Below are 15778 nucleotides of genomic sequence, written 5' to 3' on the forward strand. Positions count from 1 at the left end.
GCGCCCCCCCCCCCCCCCCCACCCCCCACCCCCCGACCCCCCCCCCCCCCCCCCCCCCCCCCCCCCCCAAACCCCCGGCCTCGACAGGTTCATGAGGTGATGCGGATGGCAAAGGCACAAGCAGTGTGTGGTGTCGGATGAAGAACGAAGAGGTCAGATCCGTTCTCCTGCGGAAAACGGATCTGACCCCGATGGCCGTCGAGCGAAGCGACCCGCTTCCGCTCTTGCTCTTCTTCTTTCTCTTCCGTGGGTGGACGCACACGGAAACTGTCAGAGGCCGGGCGGGGTGGGTTCGCGGGGGTGTCAGCCGCATGGATGCGGCTGCCAAGCCTACAAGGACGTACTTGCGGCGTCCCCCGCGAACCTACCCCGCCCGGCCAAGCGCGGCTTTTGCTTTTGCTTTTGCTTTGCACGACCAACCCCACCCACGAGGGGCTGCGCCGTTCGCCGGAACCTACGCCGAAGGCGCCGGCTTCTGCCGAAGCAGGCTGACCGCCAGGCCGCCAACAACCAACACACCCAGCCCCAGCAACGCCCACAGCAGCCACGACTTCCAGTCGTGCTGCGGCTTCAGTGCCGACTCACCGGCCAGCGGCTCCGGGCTGCCCTCCAGGCGCGCCAGCGTCGGCTGCCACGACGGATCATTGCGCTGCCGCAGCTCCTCGATCAGCACACCGATCGGCGCCTCCATCCGGCGCGCAGTCGAGCTGCCCACTGCCAGTGCATACGGTGCTGCTCCCTGGCTCAGGAACACCAGTACTTCCGGCTGGTAGCCCAAGCGCAGGGTCGGTGCGGTCGCAGTTTCCGCCGGGTTCGCCACCAGCTTCCAGTAGCGGTCACGATGCACGCCCCCCAGCGGCTGGGCCGCTGATTGCTGGCGCTGGCCCTGCGCGCCCTGCTGCAGTTGGTACGCGATCCATGGCGCACTGCGGCGCTGCCATTCCGCGCTCTCGTCATCGCGGCTGAACAATGTCCACTGCACCAGGCTGTTGTCGGTGCTGGCCACGTCAGCACGCGCCGCCGGGAAGCGGCCATCCATCTCGAAGGTGTATTCGCCCTTGCGCATCGAGGTCGGTTCCAGCGACAACCACTCCCACGGCAGTGTGGCCGGTGCCGGCGGCAGCTCGGCCAGTACGCTGCGCAGCGTTGGCAGACGGGCATCACCCTGCGCCAGCACGCGCAGATAGCGCGCTTCACCATCCACCTGCAGACGGCGCTGCAGCAGGCGCTTGCCGGCGCGCTGCAGATCCACCAGCGGAATGTCGCGGCCAATCGCACGCCAGTGCTGCAGGTCGTCGCTGACGTCCAGCTGCACCTGTGCCTGCAACGGCTGGCCACTGTCCGCCCAATCCAGCACCAGTGCCGCCAATGGTTGCTGGCCGAGCACGCTGGCATCGATCAGCCAACCGCCCTGCCCGTTCGCTACCGCACCACCACCCACACGCGCCTCGACCCGGCGTACGCGGCCATCGGTATCGCGCTCGGTCAGCAACTGCAGGTCGTTGCGCTGCGCTTCGGCCAGCGGCGGCAACGCGAACCACGGCAGCTCACGCTGCACCGGCGGCTGTGCCAGCGGCTGGTCCGGCGCCAGCAATGCCGACGGCAACGATTGGCCGGCGGCATTGAACACCTGCACATCGCCCAGGTCCGCACTACCGGCGCGACGGTAGATCGCCGGTTCCAGCACGACACGGTAGGCACCCGATTGTGCGCTGGACAACGTCAGCGGCCACTGCTCGGCGTACTGGGTACGGTAATCGGCGGCCTGTGCGGTGACGGCGGCCAGCATGCCGAACATCGCCGGCAGCAGCGCCCTGCTCCACGTCTTCATTGTTTTTCCTCCACGGTCGGCGCCGCGCTCGGCGGTGCCGGTGCCAGATAACCCACGACCGTGCACAGCAGGCCGTAGGCGATGAACGATGCGATGCCCAGCAGGTTGCCCAGGTGCTGGCGATCGACGATGACCAGCTTGGCCAGCACCACGCCCATCAGCACCGCACCGACCATCCACAACACGCGCTGGCCGCGGCGCGAGCCCCACACCCAGGCAATCACGCCGAGCACGCTCCACAGCACGGTCAGGCTGGTCTGCGCCAGGCTGAAGCGCATCATCGACGCGTTCCACGACAGGCCGCCCCACTGATGCACGCCATGCAGCACAACGCTGGTCAGCGCGACGAAGGTTGCCAATGACAGCAGCGGCATGCGGATACCCAACAGCGCCTGCGGCGCCTGATCGCTGTACAGCCAACGCGCCAGCAGCAGCAGGCTCAGCCACTGCCCGATCTCCGCCGGATTCAACACCGGCAGCCACAGCAGCGGCGCGGCATCGCCCGGCAGCAGCTGGCCGGACAGCCAGCCGATCGACAACAGGCCGAACAGCACGCACTGCAGCGGCTGGCGCACGCGATCGAACGCTTCACCCAGCGGCCAGCGCAGCGCATTCCAGCGCCACAGCGACAGCGCCGCCATCAGCAGCCACGGCAGGGTCACCAGCAGCGTCGTCCAGCCCTGTGCCAGATCGGCCTCGCCACCGCCCCACAGAGCCAGCAGCGAAAGCAGCGACGGCCACAGCAGCCACCACAGGAACTGCGCGATGCGTGCCACGGTATTGCCGCCTTGGCGCAGGCACAGCAGCGTGCGCACGCCCAGCACCGCGAACACTGCCCAGGCCAGCGCACCGTAGCCGGCGAACGGCTGATGGTGCGCGTCGCTCTGTATCAGCGCCAGTGGGAAGCCCAGCGCCAGCATCGCGAGTGCGGTCACCCCCAGCGCACGCGCCGGCTGGCGCCGCTGTACTTCGGCGGCCAGCCATGCGGTAACGGCAGCCAGCACCAGCAGTGCATCCACTTCGGTGCGGTACGGGAAGAACCGGGTGATCTCGTGCACCAGGCCACCCAGCCACCACAGCAGGCCCCACAGGTAGTAGACCAGGGCAATCTCGTGGCGCTGCCAGCGCTGGTAGCTCCAGGCCGACGCGAAGCCGGCAACGGCCAGCAGCAGTGCACCGATCGCGGTCGGGTTGAGCAGGAAGCGCAGGTCCTCATGCCAGTGATCGCCACCGGCCACGAAAGCGAACGCTGCGCCCATCTGCAACAACGCACCGGACACCTGCGGCAGCCAACGTTTCTGGCGCAGGCCCAGCCAGGCCAGGCCTGCACCTTCCAGCGCGAACACCGCGCCGGTGGCACGCGCCGACAAGGCCAGCGGCACCGCCAGCGTGGCGAAGCCCACCGCCAGCACCGCATGCGACTGCGCCAGCACGGTGTACGACGCGCGCGCAATCAGTGCCCGCGCCAGTACGGCGTAGATCGCCGCCAGACCCAGTGCGCACAGCGCCAGCGTCATCGGCTGCTCGTGCAGCATGCCGGCCTGCAGCGAGAAGGCGACCAAGGGAGTACCGAACACCAGGCTGCCGTCGACCAGGTCACGCCGCCCGGCGGGCTGCCGGCGTGCGTACAGCAGCGGGATCAGCAGGTAGAAGGCGAAGAACAGCAGCAGGAACGGCTCGGTGCTGCTGAACTTGTCCGGCGCGTACTGCAGCACGCCCCAGAACGTACCGATGCCGAAGGTGAAGGCGAAGCCCAGCAGGTTCAGCGCGCGCCACGGCCGGAACCAGGCAATGGCGAAGATGCCGGCGTTGAGCAGCGCGTAGTAGCTGAACAACCCCACGTGGTTGCCGCTGCCGGTGGACAGCCACAGCGGTGCCATGAAGCCTGCGAGGATGCCCAGCACCGCCAGCGTGCGCGAGTTCTGCACCACCGCCAGCACGCACAGCCCGGCCACCAGCGCGATCGAACTGGCGAAGGCAAACCCGGGGTTGAGCAGCTCGAACCGCTTGAACGCGGCGAAGATGGTCAGCAGCAGCACGCCGATGGCACCGCCCTGCAGCGCCAGTGCGAACAAGCGCCGGCGCTCGCGCTGATGCCAACCGAACGCCAGCAGGCCCAGCGCACCCACGGTGACACCGGCCAGGCGCAGCTCGATCGGCAGCACCAGCCAGCCCTGGTCACTGACGTACTTCAACAGCGCGGCAACACCGGCCAGCAGCACCAGCATGCCGATCTTGACCGGCACGTTGCCCTCGGTGAACCAGCGCTTGACCGCTCCGATGCCGCGCTCGATGAAGTTCGGCAGCGTCGGTTCGGAAGGCAACGGCGGCTGCACTGGCACGGGTGGCACCGGCGGTGGTGCGACCGGGCGCGGCGCCTCCACTGCCGCAGGCACCGGTTCGTGCACCGGCGGCGGCATTGGCTGGGGGGGAGGCGGCGCGGCAGCCGCCACCGGCCGCAGGAACGGCGGATCGGCGCCAGCCGCAGGCATGGGCGCAGCCCGTTCCGGCGCAGGCTCGGCTGCAGCCGGGCGGGCGGCCGGCGCGGCGGCCAAGGCACCTTCCAGCGCGGCCACTCGGCGGCGCAGGCCGGCAATCATCACCAGCGCCACCACCAGCAGCAGCGGGATGGCCAGCAGAACCAGTACCACCAGGGCTATCAATGCTTCCATTGCATGCTTCCATTGCAATCCCGCGCCCCAGCGGCAGCGGTCGACCGCCCCATGCTACGACAGGGCTGGCCCCATAAACGACGAACCCCGGCCAGGCCGGGGTCCGTGCGCGATCTTGGCCGGCCTTACTTGGCGGCGACGACCTTGGCCATTTCCAGGCACTTGTTCGAGTAGCCCCACTCGTTGTCGTACCAGGTGACCAGCTTGACGAAGGTGCCGTCCAGGGCGATGCCGGCTTCGGCGTCGAACACCGAGGTGCAGGTCTCGCCGCGGAAATCGGTGGCCACGACCTTGTCTTCGGTGTAGCCCAGGATGCCCTTCAGCGGGCCTTCGCTCTGTGCCTTCACTTCCGCGCAGATCTCGGCGTAGGTGGCTTCCTTTTCCAGCTCGACGGTCAGGTCGACCACCGACACGTCCGAGGTCGGGACACGGAAGCTCATGCCGGTCAGCTTCTTGTTCAGTTCCGGGATGACCACGCCGACGGCCTTGGCCGCACCGGTGGACGACGGAATGATGTTCTCCAGGATGCCGCGGCCACCACGCCAATCCTTGTTGGACGGGCCATCGACGGTCTTCTGGGTAGCGGTAGCCGCATGCACGGTGGTCATCAGGCCACGCTTGATGCCCCACTTGTCGTTGATGACCTTGGCCAGCGGGGCCAGGCAGTTGGTGGTGCACGACGCGTTGGAGACGATTGCCTGGCCGGCGTAGGTCTTGTCGTTCACGCCGTAGACGAACATCGGCGTGTCGTCCTTCGACGGGGCCGACATGATGACCTTCTTGGCGCCGGCATCGATGTGCTTCTGCGCGGTTTCCTTGGTCAGGAACAGGCCGGTGGATTCGATCACCACGTCCACGTCCACTTCGTTCCACTTCAGGTTGGCCGGGTCGCGTTCCTGGGTCAGGCGGATCTTCTTGCCGTTGACCAGCAGGTCGTTGCCCTGCACCGCCACGTCAGCCTTGAAACGGCCGTGCACGGAGTCGTACTTGAGCATGTACGCCAGATAGTCCGGCTCCAGCAGATCGTTGATGGCCACGATTTCGATGTCGTCGCCGAAGTTCAGCACCGCCGAGCGCAGGACGTTACGCCCGATGCGACCGAAACCGTTGATACCAACCTTGATTGCCATGTTCTCAAGCTCCTGCGGCCGCGACGGGTGCGGCGGGATGGATAGGGCCCACAAGTCTAGCAAACCGGGGCTGGCCACCGCCGGCCAGCCCCGGCAGGCAGCAGGCCGGCGGACAGGATTTGATCCGGATCAAAGCGTTAGCGCGATGTGAGGCCGAGACTGGCTGCATCCACCCAGCAATGAGATCACCCCCATGCGCAAGACCTCCCCCCTGATCGTGGCCAGCCTGGCCGCCGCCCTGTCCCTCGCCGCCGCCCCGGCCATGGCCCAGTCCAAGGGCGACTGGACCCTCTCCGCCGGCGTGCACCAGGTGGCCCCGAAGTCGAACAACGGCTGGCTGGCCAACCACACCCTGAAGGTCGACGTCGACAACGACGTCAAGCCGACCATCACCGGTGAGTACTTCATCGCTGACAACCTGGGCATCGAAGTTCTGGCCGCGCTGCCGTTCAAGCACGACATCAACATCAACGGCCTGGGCCGCGTGGGCAGCACCAAGCAGCTGCCGCCGGTGGTGACCGTGCAGTACCACTTCAACAGCAAGGGCAAGGTGTCGCCGTTCATCGGTGCGGGCGTGAACTACACGACCTTCTTCAGCGAAGACACCACCGGTGCGCTGAAGGACAGCCGCCTGAAGCTGCAGGATTCGTGGGGCCTGGCCGCGCATGCGGGCGTGGACTTCGCGATCGGCGAGAAGGGCGCACTGCGCGTGGACATGCGCTGGATCGACATCGACAGCAAGGTGAAGTTGAATGGCGAGAAGATCGGCACGGTCAACATCGATCCGCTGGTCTACGGCGCTTCGTACGTCTTCAAGTTCTAAAGCGGTGTGTTGAGCGCGGGGGCTTCGCCCCCGCTCCCCCGCTACACGCAAAACCCTCGCAGCATGTTGCCCCGGTGATTGCCGGGGCTTTTTTTGTTTGCGCGAAAAGCACCGGCATCTGGAATTGGGCGGAGAGGGTGGGGTGATCGGGACACGCCGTAAATACGTCCCTGTAGGCTCGATCGCCGCATCCATGCGGCGAACGGTCCCGATCACCCCCCCCACTCCACCCATCCCAACTTCCCGCGCGTGCCAGCTCAAGCAAAGGCAAGAGCAGAAGCAGAACCTGAACATCCGAGGCGTAGTGGTTGCCTGTAATTGCAGGAGGCCGATTTTGATCCTGCATTTGTTTTTGATGTTGCCTTTGACGTTTGCATCCGCCTCCGCGGCCATGTTTGGAGGGGAGCGCAGCGGGAGGGGCGGCGGGACCGTTGGTGCCATGGATGGCGCCATCGAGCCCCCATGGATGGGTTTACGGCGTGTCCCGCCGCCCCTCCCGCTGCGCTCCCACTTCGGAACAGGAACGCGCCGCTCTTCAATCCACCTGCCCCCGCTAGAATGTGCGCATGAAAGCCCTGCACTCCTTCTTCCTCGCCGCCGCCCTGGCGCCGGCCCTGCTGTCCGTCTCCGCCCCCGCCCATGCCTGGGGCGCGCAAGGCCACCGTCTGGTCGCCGAAGTCGCCGACGCCCGCCTCAACCCCACCGCCCGCGCCGAAGTGGACCGCCTGCTGGCCACCGAACCGGATGCCACGCTGGCCAGCATCGCGCCGTGGGCCGACCAGCTGCGCGCCAAAGACCCGGGCCTGGGCCGTCGCTCGGCCGGCTGGCACTACGTCAACATCGCCGAAGACAACTGCCACTACGAAGCACCGAAGCACTGCAAGAACGGCAACTGCATCGTCGAGGCCCTGAAGGCACAGAGCGCCATCCTCGGCGACCGAAGCCTGACCGACGGCGAGCGCCTGCAGGCGCTGAAGTTCGTCGTGCACCTGGTCGGCGACATCCATCAGCCGATGCATGCCGGTTACGCCCACGACAAGGGCGGCAACGACTTCCAGCTGCAGTTCGGCAACCGCGGTACCAACCTACACTCGCTGTGGGACAGCGGCATGCTCAACACCCGCAAGCTGGACGACGCCGGCTATCTCCCGCTGCTGCAGAGCCAGCGCGCGCCGAAGCTGGCGCGCCAGTCCAACCCGCAGCGCGACCCGCAGACGTGGGCCGAAGCCAGCTGCCGCATCTCCATGCAAGCTGGCGTTTATCCGGCCTCGCGTAAAATCGGTGACGAATACACCGAGCGCTACCGGCCGCTGGCCGAAGCGCAGCTGCGACTGGCCGGTGAGAACCTGGCGCAGTTGCTGAACCGCGTGCTCGGCACGCGCTGAGGAGAGTTCCGATGCCGGTCCAGGTGCAGTCGTTCTTCCACCGTGACAGCAACACCTTCAGCTATCTGGTCAGCGACCCGGCCAGCGGCGAGGCAGCGCTGATCGACCCGGTCCTGGACTACGACCCGGATACCGACGCCAGCAGTGAAGCGCCGCTGCATGCCGCGTTGCAGGCCATCGAACAACAGGACCTGCAGCTGCGCTGGCTGCTGGAAACCCACGCCCACGCCGACCATGTGTCAGCTGGGCGCCGCCTGAAGGAGCGTTTCCCGCAGGCCACGCTGGCCATCGGCGAAGGCATCCGCGCGGTGCAGGCCACCTTCGCACCGCGCTACGGCCTGCAGCTTCCTGCGGCCGATGACATCTTCGATCACCTGTTCAGCGATGGCGAAACCTTTGCTCTGGGCGAACTGCGCTGTCAGGTGATCGCCGTGCCCGGCCATACCAGCGACAGCATCGCCTACCTGATCGACGATGCGCTGTTCACCGGTGACTCGCTGTTCATGCCCGACGGCGGTACCGCCCGCTGCGACTTCCCGGGTGGCGATGCCGCGCAGTTGTACCGTTCGATCCAGCGCCTGCTGGCGCTGCCCGATGCGACGCGCGTGTTCGTCTGCCACGACTACGGTCCGGGTGGTCGTGCATTCGCCAACGAAACCACCATCGGCGAACAGCGCGCACACAACATCCACGTGCATGACGGCGTGGCCGAGGCGGAGTTCGTCAGCGTACGCCAGGCACGCGATGCGACGCTGGAAGAACCCAAGCTGATGCAGCCCGCGGTGAAGGCCAACATCCAGGGCGGGGCCTGATCCACGCCGCTGCGCTCGCCGGGCATGGCCCGGCGCTGCCCCGGTCATCGCAAGCGGTCATTTTCCCTGCGTACGCACCACGTGCTGTCCCTTCACGATCTCGAAGGTGAAGGCATACTGCAGGGTGACCGCCACCGGCTCGACGCGCTCGGCGCCGCGACAGTCGCCACGGTCGGCAGGCATCTTGCCAGCCGCGAAGTGGCAGACCGCTGCGGACGAGTACTTCCACATCGCCACGGCTTCCTGCGCCGCCTGCAGCAGGGGCGCATTCTCGCCTGCAGCACCTGCCGCGCACTCAGGGCGATCGGTCAGCGGCACGCTGCGTTCGACACTGCCCTGTGCATCAACCACCACCTGCAGGCAGATGGTGGTCGGTGCCAGCTCCGCACGCGGGTCACGATCACCGACCTCCGGATCCGGCGCCGCGTACAACTGCGGCATCCGGTAGCCCTCGCTCGCGCCCAGCGAATAGGCCTGCAGCTGCCCACTGTCGCCACCGGTCTGCGGCTGCAGGCGCTGATGGCCGACATTCTCGCTGCGGGTATCAACGGTGGTCAGGCGATCCTGGGTCGCGCACCCTGCCAACAGCGCCGCCATCATCAACAGCGGCGCGGACTTCACTGGGAGTCCTCGGTGTTGTCCATGGCATAGGTGATCGGAATCTTCACAGCCCCTGCAACGGGCTTTCCGTTCTTCATCGCCGGACGATAGGTCCAGCTCCGCGCAGCGGCGATCGACACCGCATCGAACACACCCGGATTGCTTGCACTGAGCACCTGGACGTCAGTCGGATGGCCGTTGGCATCCACGTCCACGCGCAGGTTCACCACGCCCACCTGGCGCTGTTCGATGGCGGACTTCGGATAGGACGGTGGCGGCATCTTGTCGACCTCTATCTCCCGATCCATGGCGGCCCCTGTCTGGCCGTCTGCGGCTGCACCGCCCTGGCTGGCCCACGCCACCGCTCCCATTCCCAGACACAACCCGACCACCAGAACTTGCCCCGACACCCACGGCAATGCCTTCCGCTTGGACTGCTTCAACATGGCGATACGCTCCTTCAACACGGGTTGGCTGCGCCAATGGCAGACCGCTGGCGCAACCGGATGGACCAGCTGCGCCTTCAGCAGCGTGCTGGCGTAGAGACCGCGCAGCGCAGGCTGCGGGGCAATGGTGCGGGCATCGCAGGCCAGTTCCTGGTCCCGCAGGAAGCGGCGTGCAGCCCATGGCAGAAGCGGATGGAACCAGAACACCGCGCGTGCCATCAGCAGCGCCCCATTGGCCCAGTGATCGCCATTGCGACGGTGGCTGCGCTCGTGCTGCAGGATCAGGCCCTGCTCCTGTGCGGTGAACTGCTGGTCGAAGTCCGGGCCTACCACGATGCGCGGACGCCACAGGCCGACCAGCGCGGGCAGGCCCGGGTCGGCGCTGGCCTGCCAGCTGCCATCGGCGCGTGCACACAGTTGGCCCATGCCACGTTCAAAGCGCCGCTGCGCACGTAGATCGCGTAGCAGACAAAGGACCGCCCCCAGCATCCATGCCAGCAGCAACAGCCCGGCCCACGGCAACGACTGCCCTGCCATGCCTTCGACGGCGCCGGGTACCACTTTCAGCGGCAGCGTCGGCACATGCTCCAGAAGTGCCACCTGCGGCAACGGCAGCATCAGTGCCAGCAGCAGCAACGGCAGCAACCACCAGCTGCGGTAGGCCAGACCAGCGCCCCCCAATCGCACCAGCAGCGGCCGCAGCACCGCCAGCACGACCACGCCCACCGCCAGCCACAGGCTGGCCTGCCACAGCACATCAAGCAGCTCAGTCATGGTCCAGCTCCTGGATCAGTTTCTTCAGTTCGGCGATGTCCTGCGCACTCAACTGGCCGCGTTCGCTGAAGTGCGCAACCAACGGCGCAACGCGCCCTTCGAAGACACGACCAATGAAGTCCTGGCTCTGCGCCTCCACCCAGGCCTGCCGCTGCAGCAGCGGCCGGTACAGGTAGCGCCGGCCATCGCGCTCGGCAGTAATCGCGCCCTTGGTCAGCAGGCGGTTGAGCAGGGTCTTGATGGTCGGCTCGGCCCAGTCACGGTGCGCCAGTGCGGCGACCACGTCATCGGCGCTACGCGGTGCCTGCTGCCATAGCACCTCCATCACAACGGCTTCGGCTTCGCTGATCGGGGTCATGGTTTACATCCGTAATCGATAACCCGATTACGCGCGTAATCGAATCGTCTGTCAAGCCCCTCGACTCCAGGTTCATCCCGGCTGCGCCAGCATCGATTCCTCCCGCCCCAGGCCCCGGATGAAAGCGCTGCCCAAGAAGGAATTCCCGGTCGAGCAGGCCCGCCGCTTTCTCGAACCCGGGCCGATCGTGCTGGTCAGCACCGCCTGGCGCGGCCAGCGCAACCTGATGACGATGGGCTGGCACATGGTGATGGGCTTCTCGCCCTCGCTGGTCGCCACCTACCTGTGGGACGCAAACCACAGCCATGCGCTGGCGCGTGGCAGCGGCGAGTGCGTGATCAATGTGCCGGGGGTGGAACTGCTCGATACCGTGGTGGACATCGGCAACTGCAGCGGCCGCGAGGTCGACAAATTCGCCCGTTTCGAGCTTGATGCGCTGCCGGCGCACGAGGTCGGTGCACCGCTGGTCGGGCAATGCCATTCGTGCTTCGAATGCCGCCTCTACGACGATAGCCAAGTGGAATCGAGCAACCTGTTCATCTGGGAAATCGTGCGGGCCCATGTTGCACCACGCCCAAAGCTGCCGCGCACGGTGCATTACCGGGGCGATGGGCAGTTCATGGTGTCTGGCGCCGAAGTCTCGCGTCGACGGCGGTTCAAGCCCGACATGCTGTAATGCCCGCACTCCCCCACACGCAGGACCGCCGCGCATGACCGAACACCTCACCGACCTGGACGCCGCCGTCGATTGGTTGTTCGCGCGCGTGGACGGGCCGCTGCGGATCGGGGCACCGCTGGCACTGGGCAAGCCGCATCGGCTGCTCAATGCCCTTTACGCACGCGTCGAGCACGATCCGTCGCGGCCACTGCAGCTGTATACCGCGCTGTCGCTGAACCCGCCGAAGGCGCGCGGCAACGGCCTGGAAGCGCGCTTCATGGCGCCGTTTGCGCAGCGCCATTTCGGCGACGATTTCCCGCGCCTGGCCTATGCCGATGCGATCACGCGCGACGCGTTGCCGGCACATGTGCAGGTGGAAGAGTTCTACATGCAGTCCGGCGCCCTGCTCGGCTCGCGGCAGGCGCAGTCCAGCTATACCAGCCTGAACTACACCCACGCTGCCGATGCGGTGGCGCAGCGCGCGCCGCAGGTGATCGTGCAGAAGGTGGCGATGCGGCCGAACGACCGCCGGCTCTCGCTGTCGTGCAACAACGACATCACCCAGGACACGCTGGATGCGATGACCGCTCGCGGGCTGCCTCGCCCGCTGCTGATCGCCGAGATCGATCCGCAGCTGCCCTATATGGGCGGCTCGGCTACGGTCGATGTGTCGTTCTTCGATCTGGTGATCACCCCGCCGCCGCCGTATCCGGCGCTGTTCGGGCTGCCGCGGCAGCCGGTCGGCGATGCCGACTACGCGATCGGCCTGTATGCCAGCACGCTGGTGCGCGACGGCGGCACCCTGCAGATCGGCATCGGCACGCTGGCCGACGCGCTCAGCCATGCGCTGGTGCTGCGCCACACCGACAACGCGCGCTACCGGCGCGTGCTGCATGCGCTGGATCCGCAGCTGGCCAGCCACCCGCTGGTGCAGGAAATCGGCGGACTGGATCCGTTCGAGGTCGGCCTGTATGGCTGCAGCGAAATGCTCAACGAGGGCTTCCGCCGGCTGGTGCAGACCGGCGTGATCAAGCGCAAGGTGCACGACGATCTGGCGCTGATGCAGCGCATCGAGAACGGCAGCACCCTGTCCATCGACCACGCCACCCTGGCTGCCGAGGGCGAGTATCTGCATGGCGCCTTCTACCTGGGCTCGCCGGAGTTCTACGAGTGGTTGCGCACGCTGCCGGAAGACGAATGCCGTGCGATCGGCATGCGCCGCATCAGCGAGATCAACCAGCTGTACGGTGGCAACGAGACACTGGAACGCCTGCAGCGCCGGCACGCGCGCTTCTTCAACTCCTGCATGATGGCCACCGCGCTGGGCGCGGCGGTGTCGGATGCGCTGGATGATGGACGTGTGGTGTCCGGCGTGGGTGGTCAGTACAACTTCGTGGCGATGGCACATGCGCTGCCGGAAGCCCGCAGCGTCTTGATGTTCCGCGCCGCGCGCGATGACAAGGGCCAGCGCGAATCCAACGTGCGCTGGAACTACGGGCACACCACCATCCCACGCCACCTGCGCGACATCTACCTCAACGAATACGGCATCGCCGACCTGCGCGGCCTGACCGACGAGGACTGCGTGCATGCGATGACCGCAATCACCGAGGCCCCGTTCCAGGGCGGCCTGCTGCAGCAGGCACACGCCTCGCGCAAGCTGCTGGCGGCCACGCAACCGGATCCGGAGCGCCAGCAGCGCAACACGCCGCAGGCACTGTCCGCGGCACTGGCACCGTTCCGCGTCGATGGCAGCCTGCCCGACTATCCGTTGGGCAGCGACTTCAACGAGATCGAGCAGGTGCTGGTGAAAGCGCTGGGCTGGCTGAAGGCCAACACGCAGACCCGCGGCGACAAACTGCGTACCGTCTGGGCAGCGCTGCGGCAACCGGCTGGCGACGGCGATGCGGTGTACCTGCAGCGCATGGGCCTGCAGGCACCCAAGGATTTCGCCGAACGCCTGGACGCGCGACTGCTGCGGCTGGCGCTGGCGCGTACCGCCTGAAAAAACGGTACGGTGGGTATAATGTCTTTTGGCCACAAACGACTTGATCCCCTCCGTCCCCTTTTCTCTCGAGCAAAGAAAAGGCCGGCGTGCGCCGGCCTTTCCCTTCCTGCTTCGCGAGGCTGCTTACAGCGCCTTGGCCGCTTCCACCACGTGGGCGGTGGTGATGCCGAAGTGCTTGTACAGCTGGTCGGCCGGGGCCGAGGCACCGAAGGTGTCGATACCAATCACCGCACCGTCCAGGCCGACGAACTGGCGCCAGAAACCGGTGACGCCGGCTTCCACCGCAACGCGTTTGCGCACGGCGTTCGGCAGCACCGATTCACGGTAGGCCGCATCCTGGCGCAGGAACACGTCGGTGGACGGCATCGAGACCACGCGGGTCTTGAGGCCGGCCGCATCCAGCTGGGCCTTGGCTTCGGTCGCCAGCGAAACTTCTGAACCGGTGGCGATCAGGATCACGTCCGGGGTACCGGCGGCATCGGCCAGCACGTAGCCACCGCGCTCGATCTGGGCGATCTGCTCGGCGTCGCGCGGCTGGTGCGGCAGGTTCTGGCGGCTGAACACCAGGCAGCTCGGGCCATCCTGACGGGTGATCGCAGCCTTCCAGCTCACAGCCGACTCGACCGCATCGCACGGACGCCACACGTCGTTGTTCGGGATGTAGCGCAGCGAGGCCAGGTGCTCCACCGGCTGGTGGGTCGGGCCGTCTTCGCCCAGGCCGATAGAGTCGTGGGTGTAGACGTGGATGGCGTGGGCCGGGATCAGCGCGCTCATGCGCACGCCGTTGCGGGCGTAATCGCTGAACACCAGGAAGGTGGCGTCGAACGGAATGAAGCCGCCGTGCAGGGCCAGGCCGTTGGCAATGGCGGTCATGCCGAACTCGCGCACGCCGTAGTACACGTAGTTGGCGTTGGCGTCGTCGCTGGCAACCGACTTGCTGCCCTTCCACAGGGTCAGGTTGGAGTGCGCCAGGTCGGCCGAGCCGCCGACGATTTCCGGCAGCAGCGGGGCGTAGGCTTCGATGGCCAGCTGCGAGGCCTTGCGCGAAGCGATCGTCGGGCCTTCAGCGGCCACCTGGGCGATGTAGGCATCGGCCTTGGCAACGAAGTCGGCCGGCAGCTCGCCGTGCGAACGGCGGGTCAGCTCGGACGCTTCAGCCGGGTACTGGCTGGCGTACTTGTCGAACAGCTGTTCCCACTCGGCCTGGCGCAGGGTGCCAGCGCCATTGGCGCGCCAGCCGTCGTAGATCGCCTGCGGGATCTCGAACGGACCGTATTCCCAGCCCAGCTGCTTGCGGGTGGCTTCCAGCTCGTCCTTGCCCAGCGGAGCGCCGTGGCTGGATTCCTTGCCCGCCTTGTTCGGCGAACCGAAACCAATGGTGGTGCGGCAGCAGATCAGGGTCGGCTTGTCGCTCTGCGACAGCGCGGCCTCGATGCCGGCCTTGATGCTTTCCGGGTCGTGGCCATCGACATCGCGCACGACGTTCCAGCCATAGGCCTCGAAACGCTCCGGGGTATTGTCGGTGAACCAGCCCTCGACGTTGCCGTCGATGGAGATGTGGTTGTTGTCCCAGAAGCAGACCAGCTTGTGCAGGCCCCAGGTGCCGGCCAGCGACGCCGCTTCATGCGACACGCCTTCCATCAGGCAGCCATCGCCCATGAACACCCAGGTGCGGTGGTCGACCACTTCCAGTTCCGGGCGGTTGAAGCGCTGTGCCAGCAGCTTCTCGGCCAGGGCGAAGCCCACGGCATTGGCGAAACCCTGGCCCAGCGGGCCGGTGGTGGTTTCCACGCCCGGGGTCTCGTGGCGTTCCGGGTGGCCGGCGGTGTGGCTGCCCAGCTGGCGGAACAGCTTCAGCTGCTCGATCGGCAGGTCGTAACCGCTCAGGTGCAGCAGCGCGTACTGCAGCATCGAACCGTGGCCGTTGGACAGCACGAAACGGTCGCGGTTGAACCAGTGCGGGTTGCTCGGGTTATGGCGGAGATAGTCGTTCCAGAGGACTTCGGCGATGTCGGCCATGCCCATGGGCATGCCGGGGTGGCCGGACTTTGCGGTTTCAACCGCATCGGCGGCAAGGAAGCGGATGGCGTTGGCCAACTGGCGACGGGTAGGCTGCGTCATGGTTCTGTCGGAATCGGGAGGCGGCCGCGGACGTGCGGGCGGCCTATTGTCCCATAGTCGCCGGGCGGGGGGTCGGTTCACCTTGCCCGGTCGTGGGGGGGGGGGGGCGGGCGGGGGGGACAAAAAAAAATAAATAAAATAAATAAAAGAAACCGTCGCG

The 15778-nt window shown here is 66.8% G+C and carries 12 protein-coding genes; 5 read left to right on the top strand and 7 right to left on the bottom strand.

Going from position 1 to position 15778, the window contains the following annotated elements:
* Positions 1 to 454 precede the first annotated feature (454 nt).
* From ABE423_RS18545 to gap, 3 genes are all read right to left on the bottom strand, one after another.
* A complete protein-coding gene (locus ABE423_RS18545) occupies positions 455 to 1831 on the bottom strand; it encodes a DUF3999 domain-containing protein (protein WP_346487098.1) in 1377 nt (458 codons plus the stop codon).
* Positions 1828 to 4503, bottom strand: a complete 2676-nt coding sequence (locus ABE423_RS18550) for a DUF2339 domain-containing protein (RefSeq protein ID WP_346487100.1) — start codon at positions 4501 to 4503, stop codon at positions 1828 to 1830. The genes ABE423_RS18545 and ABE423_RS18550 overlap by 4 nt, the downstream gene beginning before the upstream one ends.
* 125 nt (positions 4504 to 4628) lie before the next feature.
* On the bottom strand, positions 4629 to 5633 hold the full coding sequence (gene gap, locus ABE423_RS18555; RefSeq protein ID WP_032127866.1) for a type I glyceraldehyde-3-phosphate dehydrogenase: 1005 nt from the start codon (positions 5631 to 5633) through the stop codon (positions 4629 to 4631).
* A gap of 193 nt (positions 5634 to 5826) precedes the next feature.
* On the opposite strand from gap, the gene ABE423_RS18560 reads away from it, so the two are divergent.
* The 3 genes from ABE423_RS18560 (at position 5827) to ABE423_RS18570 (ending at position 8653) form a co-directional block, all read left to right on the top strand.
* Positions 5827 to 6456 (top strand): OmpW family outer membrane protein, encoded by a 630-nt coding sequence (locus tag ABE423_RS18560; RefSeq protein WP_019338734.1) that lies wholly within the window; start codon positions 5827 to 5829, stop codon positions 6454 to 6456.
* 566 nt (positions 6457 to 7022) lie between these two features.
* Positions 7023 to 7841, top strand: coding sequence for a S1/P1 nuclease (locus ABE423_RS18565; protein ID WP_197616825.1), 819 nt, complete (start codon positions 7023 to 7025; stop codon positions 7839 to 7841).
* Positions 7842 to 7852: 11 nt separating this feature from the next.
* Positions 7853 to 8653: an MBL fold metallo-hydrolase gene (locus ABE423_RS18570; RefSeq protein ID WP_285301629.1), complete on the top strand. Its 801-nt coding sequence runs from the start codon at positions 7853 to 7855 to the stop codon at positions 8651 to 8653.
* 57 nt (positions 8654 to 8710) lie between these two features.
* Here the strand turns inward: ABE423_RS18570 and ABE423_RS18575 are convergent, their stop codons facing one another.
* From ABE423_RS18575 to ABE423_RS18585, 3 genes are read right to left on the bottom strand one after another with little or no spacing between them, the layout of a single operon-like run.
* Positions 8711 to 9274: a hypothetical protein gene (locus ABE423_RS18575; RefSeq protein WP_293797386.1), complete on the bottom strand. Its 564-nt coding sequence runs from the start codon at positions 9272 to 9274 to the stop codon at positions 8711 to 8713.
* Positions 9271 to 10473 carry a TonB family protein gene (locus ABE423_RS18580; RefSeq protein ID WP_346487104.1) on the bottom strand — a complete coding sequence of 401 codons (1203 nt, stop codon included), beginning with the start codon at positions 10471 to 10473 and terminating at the stop codon, positions 9271 to 9273. Before ABE423_RS18580 ends, ABE423_RS18575 begins: the two co-directional genes overlap by 4 nt.
* A complete protein-coding gene (locus tag ABE423_RS18585; RefSeq protein ID WP_014648244.1) occupies positions 10466 to 10831 on the bottom strand; it encodes a BlaI/MecI/CopY family transcriptional regulator in 366 nt (121 codons plus the stop codon). The genes ABE423_RS18580 and ABE423_RS18585 overlap by 8 nt, the downstream gene beginning before the upstream one ends.
* Before the next feature lie 118 nt (positions 10832 to 10949).
* On the opposite strand from ABE423_RS18585, the gene ABE423_RS18590 reads away from it, so the two are divergent.
* Both ABE423_RS18590 and ABE423_RS18595 read left to right on the top strand, forming a co-directional pair.
* Positions 10950 to 11507, top strand: coding sequence for a flavin reductase family protein (locus ABE423_RS18590; RefSeq protein WP_346487106.1), 558 nt, complete (start codon positions 10950 to 10952; stop codon positions 11505 to 11507).
* A 34-nt stretch (positions 11508 to 11541) separates the two neighbouring features.
* A complete protein-coding gene (locus ABE423_RS18595) occupies positions 11542 to 13494 on the top strand; it encodes an acetyl-CoA hydrolase/transferase C-terminal domain-containing protein (RefSeq protein WP_180838619.1) in 1953 nt (650 codons plus the stop codon).
* 126 nt (positions 13495 to 13620) lie between these two features.
* Here the strand turns inward: ABE423_RS18595 and tkt are convergent, their stop codons facing one another.
* Positions 13621 to 15618 carry a transketolase gene (tkt, locus tag ABE423_RS18600; protein WP_049461813.1) on the bottom strand — a complete coding sequence of 666 codons (1998 nt, stop codon included), beginning with the start codon at positions 15616 to 15618 and terminating at the stop codon, positions 13621 to 13623.
* Between the last annotated feature and the right edge of the window lie 160 nt (positions 15619 to 15778).

The sequence above is a fragment of the Stenotrophomonas sp. TWI1409 genome, from assembly GCF_039673015.1.
Classification (GTDB): domain Bacteria; phylum Pseudomonadota; class Gammaproteobacteria; order Xanthomonadales; family Xanthomonadaceae; genus Stenotrophomonas; species Stenotrophomonas maltophilia_A.

What these genes read in the sequence shown, in the direction of transcription:
- ABE423_RS18565 (WP_197616825.1), top strand. Translation starts at nt 7,023, where the DNA reads ATGAAAGCCCTGCACTCCTTCTTCCTCGCCGCCGCCCTGGCGCCGGCC.
- ABE423_RS18595 (WP_180838619.1), top strand. Translation starts at nt 11,542, where the DNA reads ATGACCGAACACCTCACCGACCTGGACGCCGCCGTCGATTGGTTGTTC.
- tkt (WP_049461813.1), bottom strand. Translation starts at nt 15,618, where the DNA reads ATGACGCAGCCTACCCGTCGCCAGTTGGCCAACGCCATCCGCTTCCTT.
- ABE423_RS18545 (WP_346487098.1), bottom strand. Translation starts at nt 1,831, where the DNA reads ATGAAGACGTGGAGCAGGGCGCTGCTGCCGGCGATGTTCGGCATGCTG.
- ABE423_RS18585 (WP_014648244.1), bottom strand. Translation starts at nt 10,831, where the DNA reads ATGACCCCGATCAGCGAAGCCGAAGCCGTTGTGATGGAGGTGCTATGG.
- ABE423_RS18550 (WP_346487100.1), bottom strand. Translation starts at nt 4,503, where the DNA reads ATGGAAGCATTGATAGCCCTGGTGGTACTGGTTCTGCTGGCCATCCCG.
- ABE423_RS18570 (WP_285301629.1), top strand. Translation starts at nt 7,853, where the DNA reads ATGCCGGTCCAGGTGCAGTCGTTCTTCCACCGTGACAGCAACACCTTC.
- ABE423_RS18560 (WP_019338734.1), top strand. Translation starts at nt 5,827, where the DNA reads ATGCGCAAGACCTCCCCCCTGATCGTGGCCAGCCTGGCCGCCGCCCTG.
- gap (WP_032127866.1), bottom strand. Translation starts at nt 5,633, where the DNA reads ATGGCAATCAAGGTTGGTATCAACGGTTTCGGTCGCATCGGGCGTAAC.
- ABE423_RS18580 (WP_346487104.1), bottom strand. Translation starts at nt 10,473, where the DNA reads ATGACTGAGCTGCTTGATGTGCTGTGGCAGGCCAGCCTGTGGCTGGCG.
- ABE423_RS18590 (WP_346487106.1), top strand. Translation starts at nt 10,950, where the DNA reads ATGAAAGCGCTGCCCAAGAAGGAATTCCCGGTCGAGCAGGCCCGCCGC.